Genomic DNA, 17,131 nt, shown 5'->3' on the forward strand with positions numbered 1-17,131 from the left:
TTGCCGGGGCCGGGCTTCGCGCACCCGCGTGGCGGCGAGCCCGGCCCGGTCCCCGATCAGCGGTGCGACTGGTACTGGACCACCTGCTGGTAGGTGGGCCGGTTCTGCCATTCGATCGTCGGGTCGGTGACGCCGCCCAGCGGTCGCTGGATGATGGCGTCGGCGCACCACTGGTCGCCGGCGGAGCAGTCCGAGTCGCCCGGGTAGACCTGCTGGAAGGTCGCCGCCGAGGCCTGGCTGAGCGTGCTCAGCAGCACCTGCCTGCACTGCGCGAGGTCGCCCCCGCCGCAGTACTCGGCCCCGAGGCCGCCCCGCACCGGCTCGCCCAGCACCGCCCGCAGGTCCTTGTCCAGGTAGGAGTACCAGCCGAACTGGAAGGACGAGCCCTTGTGCGGGATGGACTCGTTGACGTCGGCCGAGCTACTGCCGCTCGCCGTGGCGTACGGGGTGTCGTCGATCTGCAGCGCGCCGGTGAGCGCGGTGTACAGCGGCTCGCCGAGGTCCGGCTGGAAGACGCCCTTCACCAGCAGCGGCCACCAGGCGTCCATGGTCTTCACCGCGTCCGAGTCGGCGTACTGCTTGCTGCCCGGGGCGGTCTCCCGGCGCTGGGTGCCGTCCCGCAGCCAGTTCTGCAGCTCCTGGACGGCGGCCTGCTGCCCGGGGTCGGTCACCGGCTGGCTGTCCACCACCTTGAGCAGCTCCGGCAGCAGGTACTCGCCGCGCAGGTCGGTGACGGCGGCGTCCTCCATGGCCTGGGTGAGCGAGGCCCGGCTGATCTTCTGGCCGCTCGCGATCAGCCGCTTCACCCGGGTGTCCAGCAGGTTGGCCCGGTGGATCGAGCCGTCGCCGAAGCCGGCCGAGGAGTAGTCGTCGGCCTGCTTGTTGTTCCAGGAGACGTAGTAGTCCTGGTCGACGGACTGGGGGTGGGTGGACGCCGGCTCCAGGCCGGTCCAGGCGTACTGCGGTTCGCCCCAGGTCGGCAGGTCGGGGGCGACGTCGGCCGGGCGGGCCGGGTTGTCGCCCGAGTTGTAGTACGCGATGTGCCGGGAGTCCGCGTAGAACCAGTTGAAGGTGTAGTTGATGTGCTGCGCCGCCTCCTGGAAGGTCTGCGGGGAGTTCACCGCGGAGGGGTCGTTGAGCATCTGGAAGCCGATGATCGAGTCGACCTCGTGGCCGTAGGTGGAGCGCAGCGAGGTGTACGCGACCGGGACCCCGCCGACCGTCGCCCTGGACTGCACCAGGCCGTACTTGGTGCGGAACATCACGAGCTTGTAGGAGCCGGCCGCCGTGTTGTCGGCCAGCGTCGGCGACCAGGAGTCGTCCCGCTCCAGCCGGTCCATCGGGGTGCAGGTGCCGTCGAGGAGGTAGGCGTTCGAGTCCTTGGTGGCCGGTGAGCCGTCGGTGTTGCAGAGCTTCACCGCGTAGGTGTCGGTGATGTCCTGGCCGGCCGAGGTGGCGCTCCACGAGTAGTCCGGGCCGCGGCCCAGCTCGACGTAGAAGTTGAGTCCGGCGAAGGCCGCGCCGCGGGCGCTGATCCCGGGGCCCTGGAGCTCCTCCAGCATCAGCAGCTGCGGGGCGAAGTAGCCGGTCTGCGGCCCGAAGACGGCGACCGGGTGCCCGTCGTCGGTGTACTTGCCGGAGACCACCAGGGCGTTGGACATCCCGTGCTTGGCGGTGAGGAGGTTCCCGGGCAGCACGCCCTTGTCGTAGACGCCCTTGAGCTTCGCCAACCCCGCGGTGGGCGCGGTGACCCGGGCGGTCTTCTCGGCGGTGGCGGAGGTCGCCGAGCCGGTCGGGTCGTAGACCTCCTGCTGCGGGGTGACGGAGCCGGGGTCGGGCATGGCCAGACCCTTGGGGTCGGCCGGGTCCTGGGCGTAGGGGAAGGACTGCCCGTCGTGGAGGGTCTGCACGGCCTCCGGGTCGTTGCGCTCCCGGAAGGCCTCCCAGACCTGATCGCCCTTCGCCACCCCGTACTTGGCCTCGGCGGCCTCCTTGACCAGCGCGGACTGCACCTCTCCCCCGCCGCCGGAGCCGAACAGCGCGCCGATCACCGAGGCCAGCGCGACCAGGTCGGTGAGCTTGAAGGGCTGGATCTCCCCGGCGTTGGTGATCGGGTCGATATGACCGGTGAGGTCGTACTCGCCGGGGAAGTACCGGCCCGCGTAGGCCTTCTTGATGTAGGAGTTGACGCCGTCCACATAGGACTGCGCGTCGGCCAGCGCCTGCTGCCCGCGCGGGCCGGACTGGGCGATGGCGTCGATCTGCTGCTGCAGCTCGTCCTCGGTGTAGGGCGCCGCCTGCCAGAAGCTCTGCTCCAGCTGCCGGTTGGCGACGGCGCCGCCGGCGAAGCCGGTCAGCTCGCCGCGCCCGACGTGCCGGAAGAGGTCCATCACCCACAGCCGGTCCTCGGCGGCGGCGTATCCGGCGCCGAACTCGGTGCCGGAGCGGGTGGTCCCGGTGATGTGCGGGACGCCGGTGGCCTTGTCCCGGACGATGGTCACGTCCGAGCGGGGCTGCTCGCTGCTCTCCACCTGGCCGGCGGGGACGCCGAAGGAGGAGTCGTCGAAGTACTCGGCCAGGTCCGCGTCGGTGAGCCCGGGGTACCCGTCCGCGAGCGAGGCGTAGGGGCCCAACTGGTCGTCCGTGTGGGCGGGGCGGACGCCGAGCGCGCGGTCGGCGAGTATCTGGGCCAGGGTGGCGTTGCCGTTCTCACCCGGCGGCAGGATGTCGTTGCAGTGGCCCCCGCAGTAGTCCTGCGCGGCGGCCGGCTGTGCGCCAGCGGCCGCCGCCCTGGCCGGCGCCTGGGCGCTCGCCTCCGCCGCAGGCAGCGCCACCGCCGCGACCAGTGCGCATACGGCGGCCGCCGCGGCCGCCCTGAATCCCCTCCGAGCCATCCCTGCTCCCTCCCGTGAACGGATGAGCTGACGATACGTCAGTTACCGACGGGTCAGTAGGGGGTGGACGAAGGTTTGATGTCCGTGGGTCAAGAATGCCCGGAAGAGGCCGGTCAGGCCGATTCGCGCAGCCGCTGGCTGATCACCTGGGAGATGCCGTCGCCGCGCATCGAGACGCCGTAGAGGGCGTCCGCGGACTCCATGGTCAGCTTCTGGTGGGTGATCACGATCAGCTGCGAGGAGTCCCGGAGCTCCTCCATGATCGCGATCAGCCGGCGGAGGTTGGTCTCGTCCAGCGCAGCCTCGACCTCGTCCATCACGTAGAACGGGCTGGGCCGCGCCTTGAAGATGGCCACCAGCAGGGCGACCGCGGTCAGCGAGCGCTCACCGCCGGAGAGCAGCGAGAGCCGCTTCACCTTCTTGCCCGGCGGGCGCGCCTCCACCTCGACCCCGGTGGCCAGCATGTCGTCCGGGTCGGTGAGCACCAGGCGGCCCTCGCCGCCAGGGAAGAGCCGGGAGAAGACGCCCTCGAACTCCCGGGCGGTGTCCTCGTAGGCCGCGGTGAAGATCTGCTCCACCCGCTCGTCCACGTCCTTGACGATGCCGAGGAGGTCGCGCTTGGTGGTCTTGAGGTCCTCCAGCTGCTCGCTGAGGAACTTGTGCCGCTCCTCCAGCGCCGCGAACTCCTCCAGGGCCAGCGGATTCACCTTGCCGAGCTGGGCGTACGCCTTCTCGGCCGCCTTCAGCCGCTTCTCCTGCTCGGCGCGGACGAAGGGGCGGGTCCCGGCCCCGGCGCCGTCCGCGCCCTCCCCGCCCTCGACGCCTTCGGCGCCCTCTTCGGGGGAGGCCGGGACCGGCTGCTCCGGCCCGTACTCGGCGATCAGCACGTCCGCCTCGACGCCGTGCTCCTCCAGCGCCTTGGCCTCCAGCTGCTCGATCCGCAGCCGCTTCTCGGCGCGCAGCACCTCGTCCTTGTGCACCGAGTCGGTCAGCTTGTCCAGGGTCTCCTTGAGCCCCCGGCCGCGGGAGCGCTGCTGGGCGAGCTCCTGCTCGCGCTCGGCGCGCACCTTCTCGGCGGCGGTACGGCGGGCGGCGGCGCGTTCGAGGGAGGCCTCGACGAAGACCAGCAGCTGCTGAGCGCCGTCCGCGACGGCCTGCGCGACCCGCGCCTCCTCCGCGCGCCGCTGGGCCCGCGCGGCGGCCCGGGCACGCGCCTCGCGCTCGGCGCGCGCGCCCCGGTCCAGCGAGTCGGCACGGCCGGACAGCCCCCGCACCCGCTCCTCGTGGGTACGGACGGCGAGCCTGGCCTCCATCTCGGCCTGGCGGGCGGCGGAGGCCTCCGCGTTGAGGCGGTCCCGCTCGGCGGTGTCCGGCTCCTCGTCCCCGTCGCCCTGGGCCTCCTCGGCGGCCTCGACCCGGGCGGCCAGCTCCTCCGCCTGCTCGGCGGCCTCGGCGAGGGCCTGCTCGGCCCGCTCGACCGAGGCGGCCAAGCGGTCGGCCTCGCCGGCGGCGGCCTTGGCGGCTCCGGAGAGCCCGCCGAGCCGCTGGCCGAGCGCGGAGCGCTCCTTCTCGGCGGCGCGGTGACGTTTCGCCAACTCCTCGACCCGCTCGCCGAGTTCGCGCTTGCGGGCCTGCGCCTCTGCGAGCGCGGCACGCAGCGACTCGGTCCGCTCCGCCAGCTCGGCGAGGGCGCTCTCCGCCTCGTCCACGGCGGCCTGCGTCTCCAGCAGCGACGGCGCGCCGCCGGAGCCGCCGCGGGCGAAGCGGGCGCTGAGGACGTCGCCGTCGGCGGTCACGGCGGTGAGCTCCGGCCGCGCGGCGGCAAGGGCTTCCGCCTCCTCAAGGGTCTCCACGACGACGTAGTCCCGCAGCAGCGCGCGCAAGGCGCTCAGCAGCTCGGGCGGCGCGGACACGAGCGACTCGGCGTGGCGCGCGCTGCTTCCGGGCGGCAAATCCGGCGCCCCGGATTTCGGCGCCGAAGCCGCGAAATCAGGGGCGCGGGGAACTGCGCGCCCAGCCGGTCCCCCAGCCGCAGACGGCATCGCCCCGTCACTCGCGGAGTCCGAGGCGGCAGTCTCGGAGGCGATCAGCAGCGACGCGCGCCCCGCGTCGTCCTTGCGGAGCAGGCGCAGAGCTCCCGCCGCGGCCGGGATGCCGTTCACCGCGACCGCATCGGCCGCGGCCCCCAGCGCGGCCGCGATCGCCGTCTCGGCGCCCGGGGCCACCGTCACCAGCTCGGCGGCCGAGCCGAGGAGACCCGCCAGCCGGTCGCCGGCGGCGAGCAGCGCCCCCGTACCGTCCTTGCGCCGAAGCCCCAGCGCCAGCGCCTCCCGCCGCGCGCCCACCGCCGCGGACTCGCGCTCGGCCCGCGCCAACGCCTCCCGCGCCGCCGAGACGGCCTCCTCGGAGGCCGCCAGCTCGGCGCGCAGCGCGGCCAGCTCGCCCTCGGCCCCGGCCTCGCCGGTCTCCGCCTCGGAGACCTCCGCGGCCAGCAGCTCGTACTCCTCCTGCGCGGCGGCGGCGCGCTCCCGCGCCTCGTCCCGCGCCCCGGCCAGCCGGCCGATCTCGGCCTCGGCGCTGGCCACCTTGCCGCGGGCGGCGCTGGCCTGCCCCTGCAACCGGGCCAGGCCCTCGCGCCGGTCGGCGATCGCCCGCGCCGCCGCCCTTATCCGCTGCTCCTCCTCGGTCGCGGCGCGCTCAAGCTCGGCCCGCCGCTCGACCGTCTCGGCCAGCGCGTACTGGGCCTCCTCCAGCGCCTCCTGGAGCGCGGCCTCCTCCTCGCGGATCCGCTCGGCCTCGCGCTCCATCTCCTCCGGGTCGCGCCCGCGCCGCTCCTCGACGGCCGGCGCGGAGGCGTGCCGGACCTTCGCCTCGGCCAGCCCGACCGTCCCGCGCACCCGCTCCGCCAGCGAGGACAGCGCGAACCAGGCCTCCCGGGCCCGCTCCACCCGCGGCCCCAGCTGCCCGAGCTGCGCCTCCAGCACGGCCTCCCGCCGCTGGGCGCCGGCCAGCTCCTGTTCGACCCCGTCCCGGCGGACCCGCAGCGCCATCTCGTCCGCGACCTCGGCCTCCACCGCCCGGCGCAGGGTCAGCAGGTCGTCGGCGAGCAGCCGCAGCCGGGCGTCGCGCAGATCGGCCTGGATCACCGCGGCCCTGCGGGCGATGGCGGCCTGCCGCCCGAGCGGCTTCAGCTGCCGCCGCAGCTCCCCGACCAGGTCGTTGACCCTGGTCAGATTGCCCTCCATGGCGTCCAGCTTCCGCAGCGCCTTCTCTTTCCGCTTGCGGTGCTTGAGTACGCCGGCGGCCTCCTCGATGAACGCCCGCCGACCGGTCGGATCGGCGTGCAGCACCGAGTCCAGCTGCCCCTGGCCGACGATGACGTGCATCTCCCGGCCGATGCCGGAGTCCGAGAGCAGCTCCTGGATGTCCAGCAGCCGGCAGGTGTCGCCGTTGATCGCGTACTCGCTGCCGCCGTTGCGGAACATCGTCCGCGAGATGGTGACCTCGGCGTAGTCGATGGGCAGCGCGCCGTCGGTGTTGTCGATGGTGAGCGCCACCTCGGCGCGGCCGAGCGGGGCCCGCCCGGACGTGCCGGCGAAGATGACGTCCTCCATCTTGCCGCCGCGCAGCGATTTGGCGCCCTGCTCACCCATGACCCAGGAAAGGGCGTCCACCACATTCGACTTGCCGGAGCCGTTCGGCCCGACCACGCAGGTGATTCCGGGCTCGAAGCGCAGGGTGGTGGCGGAGGCGAAGGACTTGAACCCGCGCAGGGTGAGGCTTTTCAGGTGCACGCGCCGACTCCCCTTGCCCGCTCGCCCTTCCCGGATGCCTCCTCGTGCCGGATGCAGGGCCGGATTCCTCCCCGGACTCTATCCGGCGGCGGAGCGGGAAGCGGCCACCGACAGTCAACACACCGTCAACTCCCGGTTTCACCAAGGCCGGTAAGGGGCATCGAAGCCTTGAGAAGCGAACAGCGGGGCAGCACGGCGAGCGGGGGAACCACAGAAACGGCCCGGAAGACGGAAGGGACGCCACTAGGGCGTCCCTTGCAGAAACTCGGCGGAAGCCGCCGCCTGATCGTCGATGACGTCAACGACGACGTCGGATCAGGTCAGGGCCGGCTCCGCCTGGGTCACGTCGATGTCGTTGAACATCTGCTCGTGCTCCGCGACGGCCGACAGCGTCTCGTTCTCAGCCCGTACCCGGCTGAGCTCGGACTCGAGGTCCTGGACACGCTGCTGAAGACGTCGCATCTCGGCGAGCAGTCGCGGGTCGGGGCCGCCGACGTAACCGAGAAGCGCCTTTGCCATGATGAAGGGTCCTCCACGCTGAGTGACCAACCTATGAAAGGTAGGGTCTAGAGGGTCCGCACCCTTTGCTTGGCTTCGCTCACCGGGTCGGGGCTTGCCGATCGCGAAGCGGAAGGCTAGGGTGCGCGGGCTTTCAGCGTCTCACCAAACGCCGAAAGGGTCAACACGATCACTGCGTGCGACCGCGACCCCTCTACCCGTTCGGCGGTATCCTCACGCCCGGGCGGCGGCTCTCGCACCCTCGCGACGCCCGTTTCCGGTCTTCCCCGTCGGTCTCGACCGGGGTAACAGCGGCGTTGCGATCACTGATGGTGTGGAGTGAACCACGGTGGGGCGCGGAACGCAACCACATGACGGCGGCAGTTGCCTTTATCGCCACCCGCTCTTCGGCACGCCGTCCTTGGACGAATCACCGAATGGCGAATCCCTGGTAGCCGCCCTCGGCGACGGCCCATATCTCGGTGACCCCGTCCACCCGGCCCGGGGTCCCGCCCCCGCGGAGCAGGTCGAGCAGTTCCTCGCAGCGCTGCTGGGCGCCCTCGGCGACGACCTGGACCCGGCCGTCCGAGAGGTTGGAGGCGTAGCCGGTCAGCCCGCCGAGTTCGAGCGCGCGGGCCCGCGTCCACCAGCGGAAGCCGACGCTCTGCACCCGACCGCGCACCCAGGCGGTCATCCGCACCTGCTCGTCCATGGCGGACAGCCTATGTGCTCGGGGAAACGTTCTCCCGTACCGTCCCTCCCACCCGCCACGCCGGGATGCCGTACAGTCCTGACACTGCGTCGGCACACCGCGCCGACGACCGCGTCGGCGGGGCACCAAGAGGGCGGACGGGGGCTGGGAGGGCAGCATCAGCCATGGCGCGACATGCACGTACCTCACGCGGGAACGGCCGTCGTACCACCCGTGGCCACCGAGCCCGCCACGGCCGTGACGCCACCGGCCGGATAGTCCCGGCCACGTTCCAGCCCGCCCGGATCGCGCTGGTCGCGGGGTGCACCCTGCTGGCCGCCGGGGCGGGGGGCGTCTTCAGCGGAGCCCTGCCGGCCCCGCCGGGGCTGCCCAAGAGCCTGCTGGTCGCCGGCGATCCGGCGGCCTCGTACGGCAACCCGCTGCCGACCGGGCGGCAGGACACGGCGGCCCGTACCCCCTCCACCGGCTCCTCCCGCACGGCCGGGCGTCCGAGCCGCTCGGGCCCTGCGGGCGGTCCGGCGCCCTCCGCCGCGCCCGCCTCCCCGGCCTCCGCCAGCGCCTCGCCGAGCGGCGGCGGGGCCGCTGCGAGCAGCACCGCGCCGGGCGCCGCCCCGTCGGTCTCCGCGAGCGCCTCCGCGGCGCCCGGCCCGGGGGCGCCCGGCCGCGCCTCCGCCGCGCAGGCGGCCGCGGCGGAGGCCGAGGTGCTGCGGCTGGTCAACGGGGAGCGCGCCAGGCACGGCTGCGGCAGCCTCGCCGACTCCGCGGCGCTCACCGGCCTGGCCTCCGCGCTCAGCGGGGAGATGGCCGCCCAGGGTGTCCTCGGCCACACCGACCCGTCCGGCCGCTCGCCGTGGCAGCGGGCCGCGCAGGCCGGGATCACCAACCTCGGCGGGGAGAACATCGCCCGCGGCCAGCCGACGCCGCAGGCCGTGATGGCGGCCTGGATGAAGAGCCCGGGGCATCGCGCCAACATCCTGGACTGCTCCTACCACTCCCTCGGGGTGGGCGTCGCCTACGGCCCGGACGGGCCCTGGTGGACCGAGGACTTCGGCTTCTGAACCTCGCCGCCTTGTGGAGATACGGTAAGGTCCCGGCGCTGTGGAGTGGATACCTGTGAACGGAAGGCCGACGGAGCAGCCGCCCGACGTGCCGCCGCAGCAGGGGACCTGGGAGTACGGCGGCGGGTACGACGCCCCGTACGCGCCGACGGCCCCCTACCCGTACGACTACCCGTACCCGTACGGCGAGCAGCAGACCGCCGTGCTGCCGGAGGCCGTCCCGACCGGGCCGCCGCCGGCCGTCGGAGCGCCCGGGCAGGAGGAGGGCGCCGCCGCCGGCCCGGTCTTCGTGGACGGCAGCGGGCGCCGGCAGCGGATGGTCCGCCGGGCCGCGCGGCTGGCCGCGCTGCCGCTGGCCGGCTATGTGGTCCTGCTGGTCAGCACGGTGATCGGCGGCCCGACCGTGAGCTCGCCGTTCCTCCCACTGCCCGCCGCGCCGCAGCACGAGAGCGGCCACGCCGCCGCCTCCGGCACCGAGTCGGCCGCGCCCTCCGGGGCCGCTCCGCCGCCGGCTCCGGCGTCGCGGGCGGCACGACCGCCGCCGGGAGCGGCCCCGGACCCGGCACCGCCGCCGGAGCGGGAACCGGCGCCACCGGCGCCACGGGCGCCACCCCCACCACCGCCCCGGGCACCGCCGCGCCCACCGCCGGCGGGACGACCGCTGCTCCCTCCGCCGCCCCCACGCCCTCCGCCTCCGCGTCCCCCACCACCCACGGCCAGAGCACCCACTCCGCCAAGGCGCTCCCCTCCACCCCCGGCCAGCGCCACCGCGGCTGACCGCGGCCGACCCGCCGCGACGCCCCCGCCGGCCGCCTCCGCACACCCCGAGGACCCTCCGCCATGCCCGCAGACCACCGCGCCCCGAAACGGCCGAGAGCCCGCCAGGTGCCCGTCCGCACCCACTGGCTGCTGATGGGCGTGCTGCTCACGGCGCTGACGGTGGCCCTCCTCATCCAGGGCTACACCCAGCACATGTTCGGGGTGAGCAACGACAGCCTGGCCGGCGCCCAGGGCCCGGCGGAGGCGGTCCCGGCGAGCGTCTCCCACGGCGGCCCGGTGGTGGACGCCTCCGGCGCCGCTCCGCACAGCGCCCGGCCGCGGAGCCACACCATCGCCCTCACCTTCGACGACGGCCCCGACCCGACGTGGACCCCGAGGATCCTGGACGTGCTGCGCCGCAACCATGTCCACGCGACCTTCTTCGTGGTCGGCTCCCAGGTGGCGGCCCACCCCGAGCTGGTGCGGCGGATCGTCGCGGACGGCGACCAGATCGGCGTCCACTCCTTCACCCACCCCGACCTCGGCGACATCCCCTCCTGGCTGGCCCGGGTGGAGCTGAGCGAGACCCAGCTCGCGATGGCCGGCGCGGCGGACGTCACCACCTCCCTCCTCCGCCCGCCCTACTCCTCGGAGAACGACGCGGTGGACGACAAGGACTGGCGCGTGATGCGGGAGACCGGCCGCCAGGGCTACCTCACCGTCCTCACCACCCGGGACAGCGAGGACTGGACCCGCCCCGGGGTCGCCCGGATCGTCGCGAACGCCACGCCCGCCGGCCCGGCCGGGGAGATCCTGCTGATGCACGACGCCGGCGGCGACCGGGCGCAGAGCGTGGCCGCGCTGGCCCGGCTGCTGCCCGAACTGACCCACCGCGGCTACCGGTTCGAGACGGTCAGCCAGTCCGTCGGGATGGCCGACCCGGTGCGGCCGGCCGGCGGGTTCGAGCACTTCCAGGGCGTGGCGCTGATCTGGGTGCTGCACGCCAGCGCCTGGGTGATCAAGCTCCTCGGCTGGCTGATGTACGCGGCGGGCGGGCTCGCCGTCCTCCGCGCGATCGCCTCGGTGGCCGCCGCCCGCCGCCATGTGAGGCGGCGCGGCCGGACCTGGGGGCCGCCGGTCACCGCGCCGGTCACGGTCATCGTCCCGGCGTACAACGAGAGCGCGGGGATCGAGGCCTCGGTGCGCTCGCTGCTCGCCTCCGACCACCCGGTCGAGGTGATCGTGGTCGACGACGGCTCGACGGACGGCACCGCCGACATCGTCGAGGCGCTGCGGCTGCCCGGGGTGCGGGTCGTCCGGCAACCGAACTCCGGCAAGCCGGCGGCGCTCAACACCGGGCTGGCCGCGGCCTCCTGCGAACTGGTGGTGATGGTCGACGGGGACACCGTCTTCGAGCCGGAGACCGTCCGCACCCTGGTGCAGCCCTTCGCCGATCCCTGGGTCGGCGCCGTCTCCGGCAACGCCAAGGTGGTCAACCGCGGCGGGCTGCTGGGGCGCTGGCAGCACATCGAGTACGTGGTCGGGTTCAACCTGGACCGCCGGCTCTTCGACCTCGGCGAGTGCATGCCGACCGTGCCGGGCGCGGTCGGCGCCTTCCGCCGCAGCGCGCTCCTCGCCATCGGCGGGGTGAGCGACGACACCCTCGCCGAGGACACCGACCTCACCATGGCGCTCTGCCGGCAGGGCTGGCGGGTGGTCTACGAGGAGGACGCGGTCGCCTGGACCGAGGCGCCGGCCTCGCTCGGCGCCCTGTGGCGGCAGCGCTACCGCTGGTGCTACGGCACCATGCAGGCGATGTGGAAGCACCGCCGCTCGATGGTGGAGCGCAGGGCCGCCGGGCGGCTCGGCCGCCGCGGGCTCGGCTATCTGCTGCTCTTCCAGGTGCTGCTGCCGCTGCTGGCCCCGGCGGTCGACGTGTTCAGCGTCTACGGCTTGGTCTACCTCGACCCGGTGCGGGTGATCGGCCTCTGGCTCGGCTTCATGGCGATCCAGCTGCTGATGGGGCTCTACGCCTTCCGGCTGGACCTGGAGCGGCCGGGCGCGCTGCTCAGCCTGCCGCTCCAGCAGTTCGTCTACCGGCAGCTGATGTACCTGGTGGTCATCCAGTCCGTGGTCACCGCGCTGGCCGGGACGCGGCTGCGGTGGCAGCGGATGGAGCGCTACGGCAGCCTCCCGGGGGCGGAGGCGCGGAGCCAGGCCTGACCGGGGGCCGGGCCTGGCCGAAGGTCACACCTGCCGGGGGCGGCGCTGGCAGCGCGGGCAGTAGTAGCTGGAGCGGTTCATGAACGGCACCCGGCGGATCGGCGTCCCGCAGCGCCGGCAGGGCTGGTCCTCCCTGCCGTAGGCGTCCAGGTCGCGGGAGAAGTAGCCGCTCTCGCCGTTCACGTTGACGTAGAGGCTGTCGAAGCTGGTGCCGCCGACGGCGAGCGCCGCCGACATCACCTCCCGTACGGCGGCGAGGAGTTCGGCGCTGCGCGCGGGGGCGAGGGTCCCGGTCGGGCGGTCGAAGTGGAGGCGGGCGCGCCACAGCGCCTCGTCGGCGTAGATGTTGCCGACGCCGCTGATCAGGGTCTGGTCGAGGAGCGCCCGCTTCAGGGTGGTGCGGCGGCGGCGCAGGGCGGCGTGGAAGGCGGCCTCGTCGAAGAGCGGGTCCATCGGGTCGCGGGCGATGTGGGACACCGAGAGCGGCAGGCCGTCCAGGCCGGTGTCCTCGACGCTGAGGCCGCCGAAGGTGCGCTGGTCGACGAAGCGCAGCTCGGTGCGGGCCTCGTCGGCGAAGCGGATCCGGACCCGGAGGTGGGTCTCGGCGGGGGCGTCCTCGGGCTGGATCAGCAGCTGCCCGCTCATGCCGAGGTGACCGAGGAGGGCTCCCTTGGGCTCGCCGCCCAGGGGGAGCCAGAGGTACTTGCCGCGGCGGGTGGCCTCGCCGAGGGTGACCCCGACGAGACGGGCGGCGAAGTCCTCCGCGCCGGCGATGTGGCGGCGGACGGAGCGGGGGTGGAGGACCGCCACCTCGCGGATCGTGCGGCCGCTCGCCCAGCGGGCTAGTCCGCGGCGGACGACTTCTACCTCTGGCAGCTCGGGCATGCCTGGATTCTCCCCCAGCCCCGCCCCTGCCCGTCTCCCGGGCCGGCGCGCTACTCCGCGACTGCCTTGGGGTAGGCCTCGCGGATGGCGTGGTACGCCGAGGCCGCGGCCTTCTGCTCGGCTTCCTTCTTGGAGCGGCCCTCGCCGGTGCCGTAGTCGACGCCGGCCACCCGCGCGTACGCGGTGAAGGTCTTCTCGTGGTCGGGGCCGGCCTCGGAGACCACGTACTCCGGGACGCCGATGCCCGCCGCGGCGGTCAGCTCCTGCAGAGAGGTCTTCCAGTCGAGTCCGGCGCCGAGGTTGGAGGACTCCTCGATCAGCGGGTCGAAGAGGCGGTGGACCAGCTCGAACGCCGCGTCCAGGCCCTTGTCGAGGTAGATCGCGCCGATCATCGCCTCAAGGGTGTCGGCGAGGATGGACGACTTGTCGCGGCCGCCGGTGCCCTCCTCGCCGCGGCCGAGCCTGATGTACCGGCCCAGCTGAAGCCTGCGCGCCACCGTCGCCAGGGCGCGCGAGTTGACCACCGCGGCGCGGAGCTTGGCCAGCTGGCCCTCCGGCAGGTCCGGGTGGACGCGGTAAAGGGTGTCGGTGACCACCAGGCCCAGCACCGAGTCGCCGAGGAACTCCAGGCGCTCGTTGGTGGGCAGCCCGCCGTTCTCGTACGCGTACGAGCGGTGGGTCAGCGCACGCACCAGAAGGGATCGCTCGATCTGGTAACCGAACGATCCCTCCAGGGCGTCGTACGCGGTGTCGGCGCGTCGCGGCGCCGTGCGCTTGGCAGCGTCGGTCTCGTCGGCTGCCTTGGGAGGAGTCGCAGTCCCGTCTGCCATAGCGCGCGTCACCAGCCGATCAGACCGAGAGGACCTGACGGCGGTTGTAGGTGCCGCAGCTCGGGCACGCGATGTGCGAGAGCTTCGGCTCGTGGCAGCGGTCGCACGCCACCAGGGCCGGCGCCGCAGCCTTCCACTGCGAACGGCGGTGGCGCGTGTTGCTGCGCGACATCTTCCGCTTCGGAACAGCCACGGCTACTTCTCCTGGTTCTCGGCGGCACCGTCACCGGTACCGCTGTTCTCGATTCCGTCACCCTCGGCGTCGCTCGGGGCGGCGGAGAGTCCCTGCAAAGCCGCCCACCGGGGGTCGGCGGCGTCATGGTGGTGGTCCGGGTCGTCCGCCAGGCGCGCTCCGCACTCGGAGCACAGGCCCGGACAGTCGTCCTGGCACACCGGCTGCAGCGGCAGTGCGAGCACCACCGCGTCCCGCAGCACCGGTCGGAGGTCGAAGAGATCGCCCTCCAGCCGGTAAGTCTCGTCTTCCGACTCGGCGTCGTCGCCGGACTCCGCCAGTTCGGCGACGATCCGGTCGGCGACCTCCGGGTAGTAGTACAGCTCCTGGAAGTCCACGTCGACGTCGTGCTCGACGGGCTCCAGACAGCGTACGCACTCGCCCTTGATCCCGGCCTCGGCAGTGCCCGTGACGAGCACTCCCTCGACCACCGACTCCAGTCGGACGTCCAGCTCTACGGGGCTGCCCTGGGGCACGCCGATCACATCGATCCCGAAGTCCTCGGGAGCCGGCACCGAACGGGAGACCTCGCGCATCGCACCGGGACGACGGCCCAGCTCGTGTGTGTCGAACACGAGCGGATCGCGGTGGTCGAGGCGGTTCAGGGCTTCCTGCTCTCTACGGCGCACGGCGAGGACCGAGACGCTTGAACTGCTGGCGAAGTGATCTGCCGACTGACGGGCAGCCGAAATCCCCGGCGCTGAACAGGCCGGAGCGGTCAGGATACCGGACAGTCCCGGACAGCCCAACTCCGCCGGTCACGACCCCGCTGAGCTGGGCCGACCGCCGGCGGCCGACCCCCGGCGGTCAGCCGCCGAGCTCCTTGAGCCGGCTCATGTCGATGAAGCCGGTGTCGAAGAGGCTGGTCTCGTCCAGGCCCTGCGGCTGGCGGCCGTGCTGGTCGGCCTGGTGCGGGTCGGCGCCGTGCTGGCCCTGGTAGCCGGAGTCGGGGTAGCCGGCGGCGGCCGGATAGTCGTACTGCTGCGGCGGGAAGGCGTTGGCCTGCTGGGCGTACCCGGCCGCGTAGGGGTCGGCGGCCTGCTGCTCGTAGCCGGCCGGCGAGCCGTAGTCCTGGTAGGGCTGCTGCTGGTAGCCGTAGTCGGGCTGCTGGACGTCCTGGTGGCCGGGCCAGCCGGCGGCGGGGTCGACCGGGTCGGTGTACCACTGCTGCTGGTCGGCGGGGTGCGGGTCGACCGCGTGCTGGTCGGCGCCGGATCGGCCGGCGGACTGGGCGGCCGGGACCGGCTCCGGGTCACCGGTCAGACCGGCCTCGGCCAGGGCCGCGGCGATCTCCGAGGCCCGGCCGGGGTGGCCGGCGTCCGCCTCGGCGAGGTAGGCGCCCAGCTCGTCGATGGGGGCCTTGCCGGTCAGCTTGTCGCGGCCCTTGCCGACCGCCTCCAGGGTCTTGCCGAGGACGGTCTCCAGGGTCGCCAGCTTGGCGTCGACGTACTCGTCCACCTCGGGGCTGGGGCTGCGGTACGGGTCCGGGGTGAACTCCTCGCCGTCCTCCGCCTGCTCCTCGCCGGGGACCGGCAGGCCGCCGTTGCGCAGCTTGTTCCGGCCGCGGCCGATGGCGCCCAGCGTCTTGTTGAGCACCACCTCGAAGTTGGCCAGCTGGGCGTCCACGTAGTCGTCGGCCGAGCGGCGCTGCTCCTCGGCCTCGGCGCGGGCCTCGGCCAGCACCCGGTCGGCCTCCGCCTGGGCGCGGCGGACCACCTCGGTCTCCGAGATCAGCGCCCCGCGCTCGCCGTGGGCGCCGTGGATGATCTGCTCGGCCTCCCTGCGGGCGGCCTCCACCAGCTCCTCGCGCTCGGCCAGGGTCTGCTGGGCGACCAGCAGCTCGTCGGGGAGCGAGCCCCGGACCTCCTCCAGCATCGCGAGCAGCTCGGAGCGGTTGACGACGCATGACGCGGACATCGGCATGGACTTGGCGCCGCGCACCGTCGCCGCGATGTCGTCGAGTTTCTGCTGCACGTCCACGAGAGCCCCGGTCCTTCGCTGTCAGCTGTCAGTCGAGTCAGCCGTATTCGGGTCAGCCGAATAGCTGTTGTGTGGAGGACACAGTACGACCACCGCCAGGGGTGCGGCGGGGTTCTGTCGGTGCGTCAGCTCTGCCTGCGCTCCGCGATGCGCTCGATGAGCCTGCGCAGCACGCTCTCCGGCACCAGGTGGGAGACGTCGCCCCCGTAGGTGGCGACCTCCTTGACCAGCGAGGACGACAGGAAGCTGTACGTCGGGCTGGTCGGGATGAACACCGTCTCGACGCCGGTCAGGCCGTTGTTCATCTGGGCCATCTGCAGCTCGTAGTCGAAGTCGCTGACCGCGCGGAGGCCCTTGACGATGGCCGGGATCTCCCGGTCCTTGCAGTAGTCGACCAGCAGACCGTGGTGCGACTCGACGACCACGTTCCCGTACTCGGCGGTCACCTCCTTGATCAGCTGGATCCGCTCCTCGACGGTGAACAGGCCCTGCTTGGACTTGTTGATCAGCACGGCGACGTGCACCACGTCATAGAGCCTGGAGGCTCGCTCGATGATGTCGAGGTGTCCGTTGGTGATCGGGTCGAAGGATCCGGGACAAACGGCGCGGCGTTCCACTTGGTCCTACCTCTCGGGCCTCGGCGACTCTGGTTCGGCCTGGTCAGCAGCCGGATGGGCGGCGCGACCGTACCAGAGGGCGCCTTCGCCGTAGCGACGCTCCCGTACCCCTTCGTACCCCTCCGGCCAAGAGAATTCGCCGCCCCTGGTGCTGCGTTCCACCGTGGCGACCGCGCCGTCGGCGATCCAGCCCCCGCGGGCGAGTGTGATCAGTATCTCGCGCAGGACGGCGTCCGCCACGGCGTACGGCGGGTCGAGGAAGACCAGGTCGTAGGGGGTGGCCGGCGGGTCGGCCGCGATGACCCGCTCGGCCTTGCCGGAGCGGACCTCGGCGCCGGGGAGGCCCAGGGCGCGGACGTTCTCCCGGATGGTCCGGACGGCCTTGGCGTCGGCCTCGACGATGAGGGCGTGCGCCGCGCCCCGGGAGAGCGCCTCCAGGGCCACCGCGCCGGAGCCGCCGTAGAGGTCCAGCACGCGGGCGCCGTGGAGGGTGCCGCGGCGGAGCGACTCCCAGGTCGAGAAGAGGCCTTCACGCGCGCGGTCGGAGGTGGGGCGGGTGCCGGTGCCGGGCGGGACGGCGAGGCGTCGGCCGCGGGCGGTACCGGCGATGACGCGGGTCATGGGGCGGTCCTCTGCGTGGTGCGGGTGG

The 17,131-nt window shown here is 73.3% G+C and carries 14 protein-coding genes; 3 read left to right on the plus strand and 11 right to left on the minus strand.

All coding sequences use genetic code 11. The features are described 5' to 3' along the window. Positions 1-56 precede the first annotated feature (56 nt). From BS73_RS14460 to BS73_RS14475, 4 genes are all read right to left on the minus strand, one after another. Entirely contained in the window at positions 57-2,894 is a 2,838-nt protein-coding gene (locus tag BS73_RS14460) for a penicillin acylase family protein (protein ID WP_037572469.1), read from the minus strand. A 113-nt stretch (positions 2,895-3,007) separates the two neighbouring features. Beyond that, positions 3,008-6,688, minus strand: a complete 3,681-nt coding sequence (locus BS73_RS14465) for a chromosome segregation SMC family protein (RefSeq protein WP_037572480.1) — start codon at positions 6,686-6,688, stop codon at positions 3,008-3,010. A 315-nt stretch (positions 6,689-7,003) separates the two neighbouring features. Continuing rightward, positions 7,004-7,207 (minus strand): hypothetical protein, encoded by a 204-nt coding sequence (locus BS73_RS14470; protein ID WP_037572482.1) that lies wholly within the window; start codon positions 7,205-7,207, stop codon positions 7,004-7,006. Positions 7,208-7,616: 409 nt separating this feature from the next. After that, on the minus strand, positions 7,617-7,898 hold the full coding sequence (locus BS73_RS14475) for an acylphosphatase (protein ID WP_037572485.1): 282 nt from the start codon (positions 7,896-7,898) through the stop codon (positions 7,617-7,619). A gap of 164 nt (positions 7,899-8,062) precedes the next feature. On the opposite strand from BS73_RS14475, the gene BS73_RS38755 reads away from it, so the two are divergent. Genes BS73_RS38755 through BS73_RS14485 form a run of 3 tightly spaced genes read left to right on the plus strand, consistent with a single transcriptional unit; the run spans position 8,063 to position 11,938 of the window. After that, entirely contained in the window at positions 8,063-8,956 is an 894-nt protein-coding gene (locus BS73_RS38755) for a CAP domain-containing protein (RefSeq protein ID WP_051939938.1), read from the plus strand. A gap of 55 nt (positions 8,957-9,011) precedes the next feature. Then, positions 9,012-9,869, plus strand: a complete 858-nt coding sequence (locus BS73_RS40345) for a hypothetical protein (protein ID WP_152617613.1) — start codon at positions 9,012-9,014, stop codon at positions 9,867-9,869. After that, a complete protein-coding gene (locus BS73_RS14485; protein ID WP_037572487.1) occupies positions 9,797-11,938 on the plus strand; it encodes a bifunctional polysaccharide deacetylase/glycosyltransferase family 2 protein in 2,142 nt (713 codons plus the stop codon). The genes BS73_RS40345 and BS73_RS14485 overlap by 73 nt, the downstream gene beginning before the upstream one ends. A gap of 24 nt (positions 11,939-11,962) precedes the next feature. Here the strand turns inward: BS73_RS14485 and mutM are convergent, their stop codons facing one another. The 7 genes from mutM to rsmD form a co-directional block, all read right to left on the minus strand. Further along, a complete protein-coding gene (mutM, locus tag BS73_RS14490) occupies positions 11,963-12,823 on the minus strand; it encodes a bifunctional DNA-formamidopyrimidine glycosylase/DNA-(apurinic or apyrimidinic site) lyase (protein ID WP_037572488.1) in 861 nt (286 codons plus the stop codon). A gap of 50 nt (positions 12,824-12,873) precedes the next feature. Then, positions 12,874-13,653, minus strand: coding sequence for a ribonuclease III (rnc, locus tag BS73_RS14495; RefSeq protein ID WP_037579623.1), 780 nt, complete (start codon positions 13,651-13,653; stop codon positions 12,874-12,876). 19 nt (positions 13,654-13,672) lie between these two features. After that, positions 13,673-13,846 carry a 50S ribosomal protein L32 gene (rpmF, locus tag BS73_RS14500; protein WP_037572492.1) on the minus strand — a complete coding sequence of 58 codons (174 nt, stop codon included), beginning with the start codon at positions 13,844-13,846 and terminating at the stop codon, positions 13,673-13,675. A 2-nt stretch (positions 13,847-13,848) separates the two neighbouring features. Then, positions 13,849-14,460, minus strand: a complete 612-nt coding sequence (locus BS73_RS14505; protein ID WP_051939939.1) for a YceD family protein — start codon at positions 14,458-14,460, stop codon at positions 13,849-13,851. Positions 14,461-14,692: 232 nt separating this feature from the next. Then, positions 14,693-15,865, minus strand: a complete 1,173-nt coding sequence (locus BS73_RS14510) for a hypothetical protein (protein WP_037572496.1) — start codon at positions 15,863-15,865, stop codon at positions 14,693-14,695. Positions 15,866-15,990: 125 nt separating this feature from the next. Continuing rightward, entirely contained in the window at positions 15,991-16,482 is a 492-nt protein-coding gene (gene coaD / locus BS73_RS14515) for a pantetheine-phosphate adenylyltransferase (protein ID WP_037572499.1), read from the minus strand. A 6-nt stretch (positions 16,483-16,488) separates the two neighbouring features. Further along, positions 16,489-17,103, minus strand: a complete 615-nt coding sequence (gene rsmD, locus BS73_RS14520) for a 16S rRNA (guanine(966)-N(2))-methyltransferase RsmD (protein ID WP_037572502.1) — start codon at positions 17,101-17,103, stop codon at positions 16,489-16,491. Positions 17,104-17,131: the final 28 nt, after the last annotated feature.

Origin of the sequence: Phaeacidiphilus oryzae TH49 (assembly GCF_000744815.1) — a bacterium.
Lineage (GTDB): Bacteria > Actinomycetota > Actinomycetes > Streptomycetales > Streptomycetaceae > Phaeacidiphilus > Phaeacidiphilus oryzae.

Bases quoted from the DNA above. Each gene is read 5' to 3' on its own strand.
- BS73_RS14460 (WP_037572469.1), bottom strand. From the start codon at position 2,894: ATGGCTCGGAGGGGATTCAGGGCGGCCGCGGCGGCCGCCGTATGCGCA.
- BS73_RS14470 (WP_037572482.1), bottom strand. From the start codon at position 7,207: ATGGCAAAGGCGCTTCTCGGTTACGTCGGCGGCCCCGACCCGCGACTG.
- BS73_RS14475 (WP_037572485.1), bottom strand. From the start codon at position 7,898: ATGGACGAGCAGGTGCGGATGACCGCCTGGGTGCGCGGTCGGGTGCAG.
- BS73_RS38755 (WP_051939938.1), top strand. From the start codon at position 8,063: ATGGCGCGACATGCACGTACCTCACGCGGGAACGGCCGTCGTACCACC.
- BS73_RS14485 (WP_037572487.1), top strand. From the start codon at position 9,797: ATGCCCGCAGACCACCGCGCCCCGAAACGGCCGAGAGCCCGCCAGGTG.
- mutM (WP_037572488.1), bottom strand. From the start codon at position 12,823: ATGCCCGAGCTGCCAGAGGTAGAAGTCGTCCGCCGCGGACTAGCCCGC.
- rnc (WP_037579623.1), bottom strand. From the start codon at position 13,653: ATGGCAGACGGGACTGCGACTCCTCCCAAGGCAGCCGACGAGACCGAC.
- rsmD (WP_037572502.1), bottom strand. From the start codon at position 17,103: ATGACCCGCGTCATCGCCGGTACCGCCCGCGGCCGACGCCTCGCCGTC.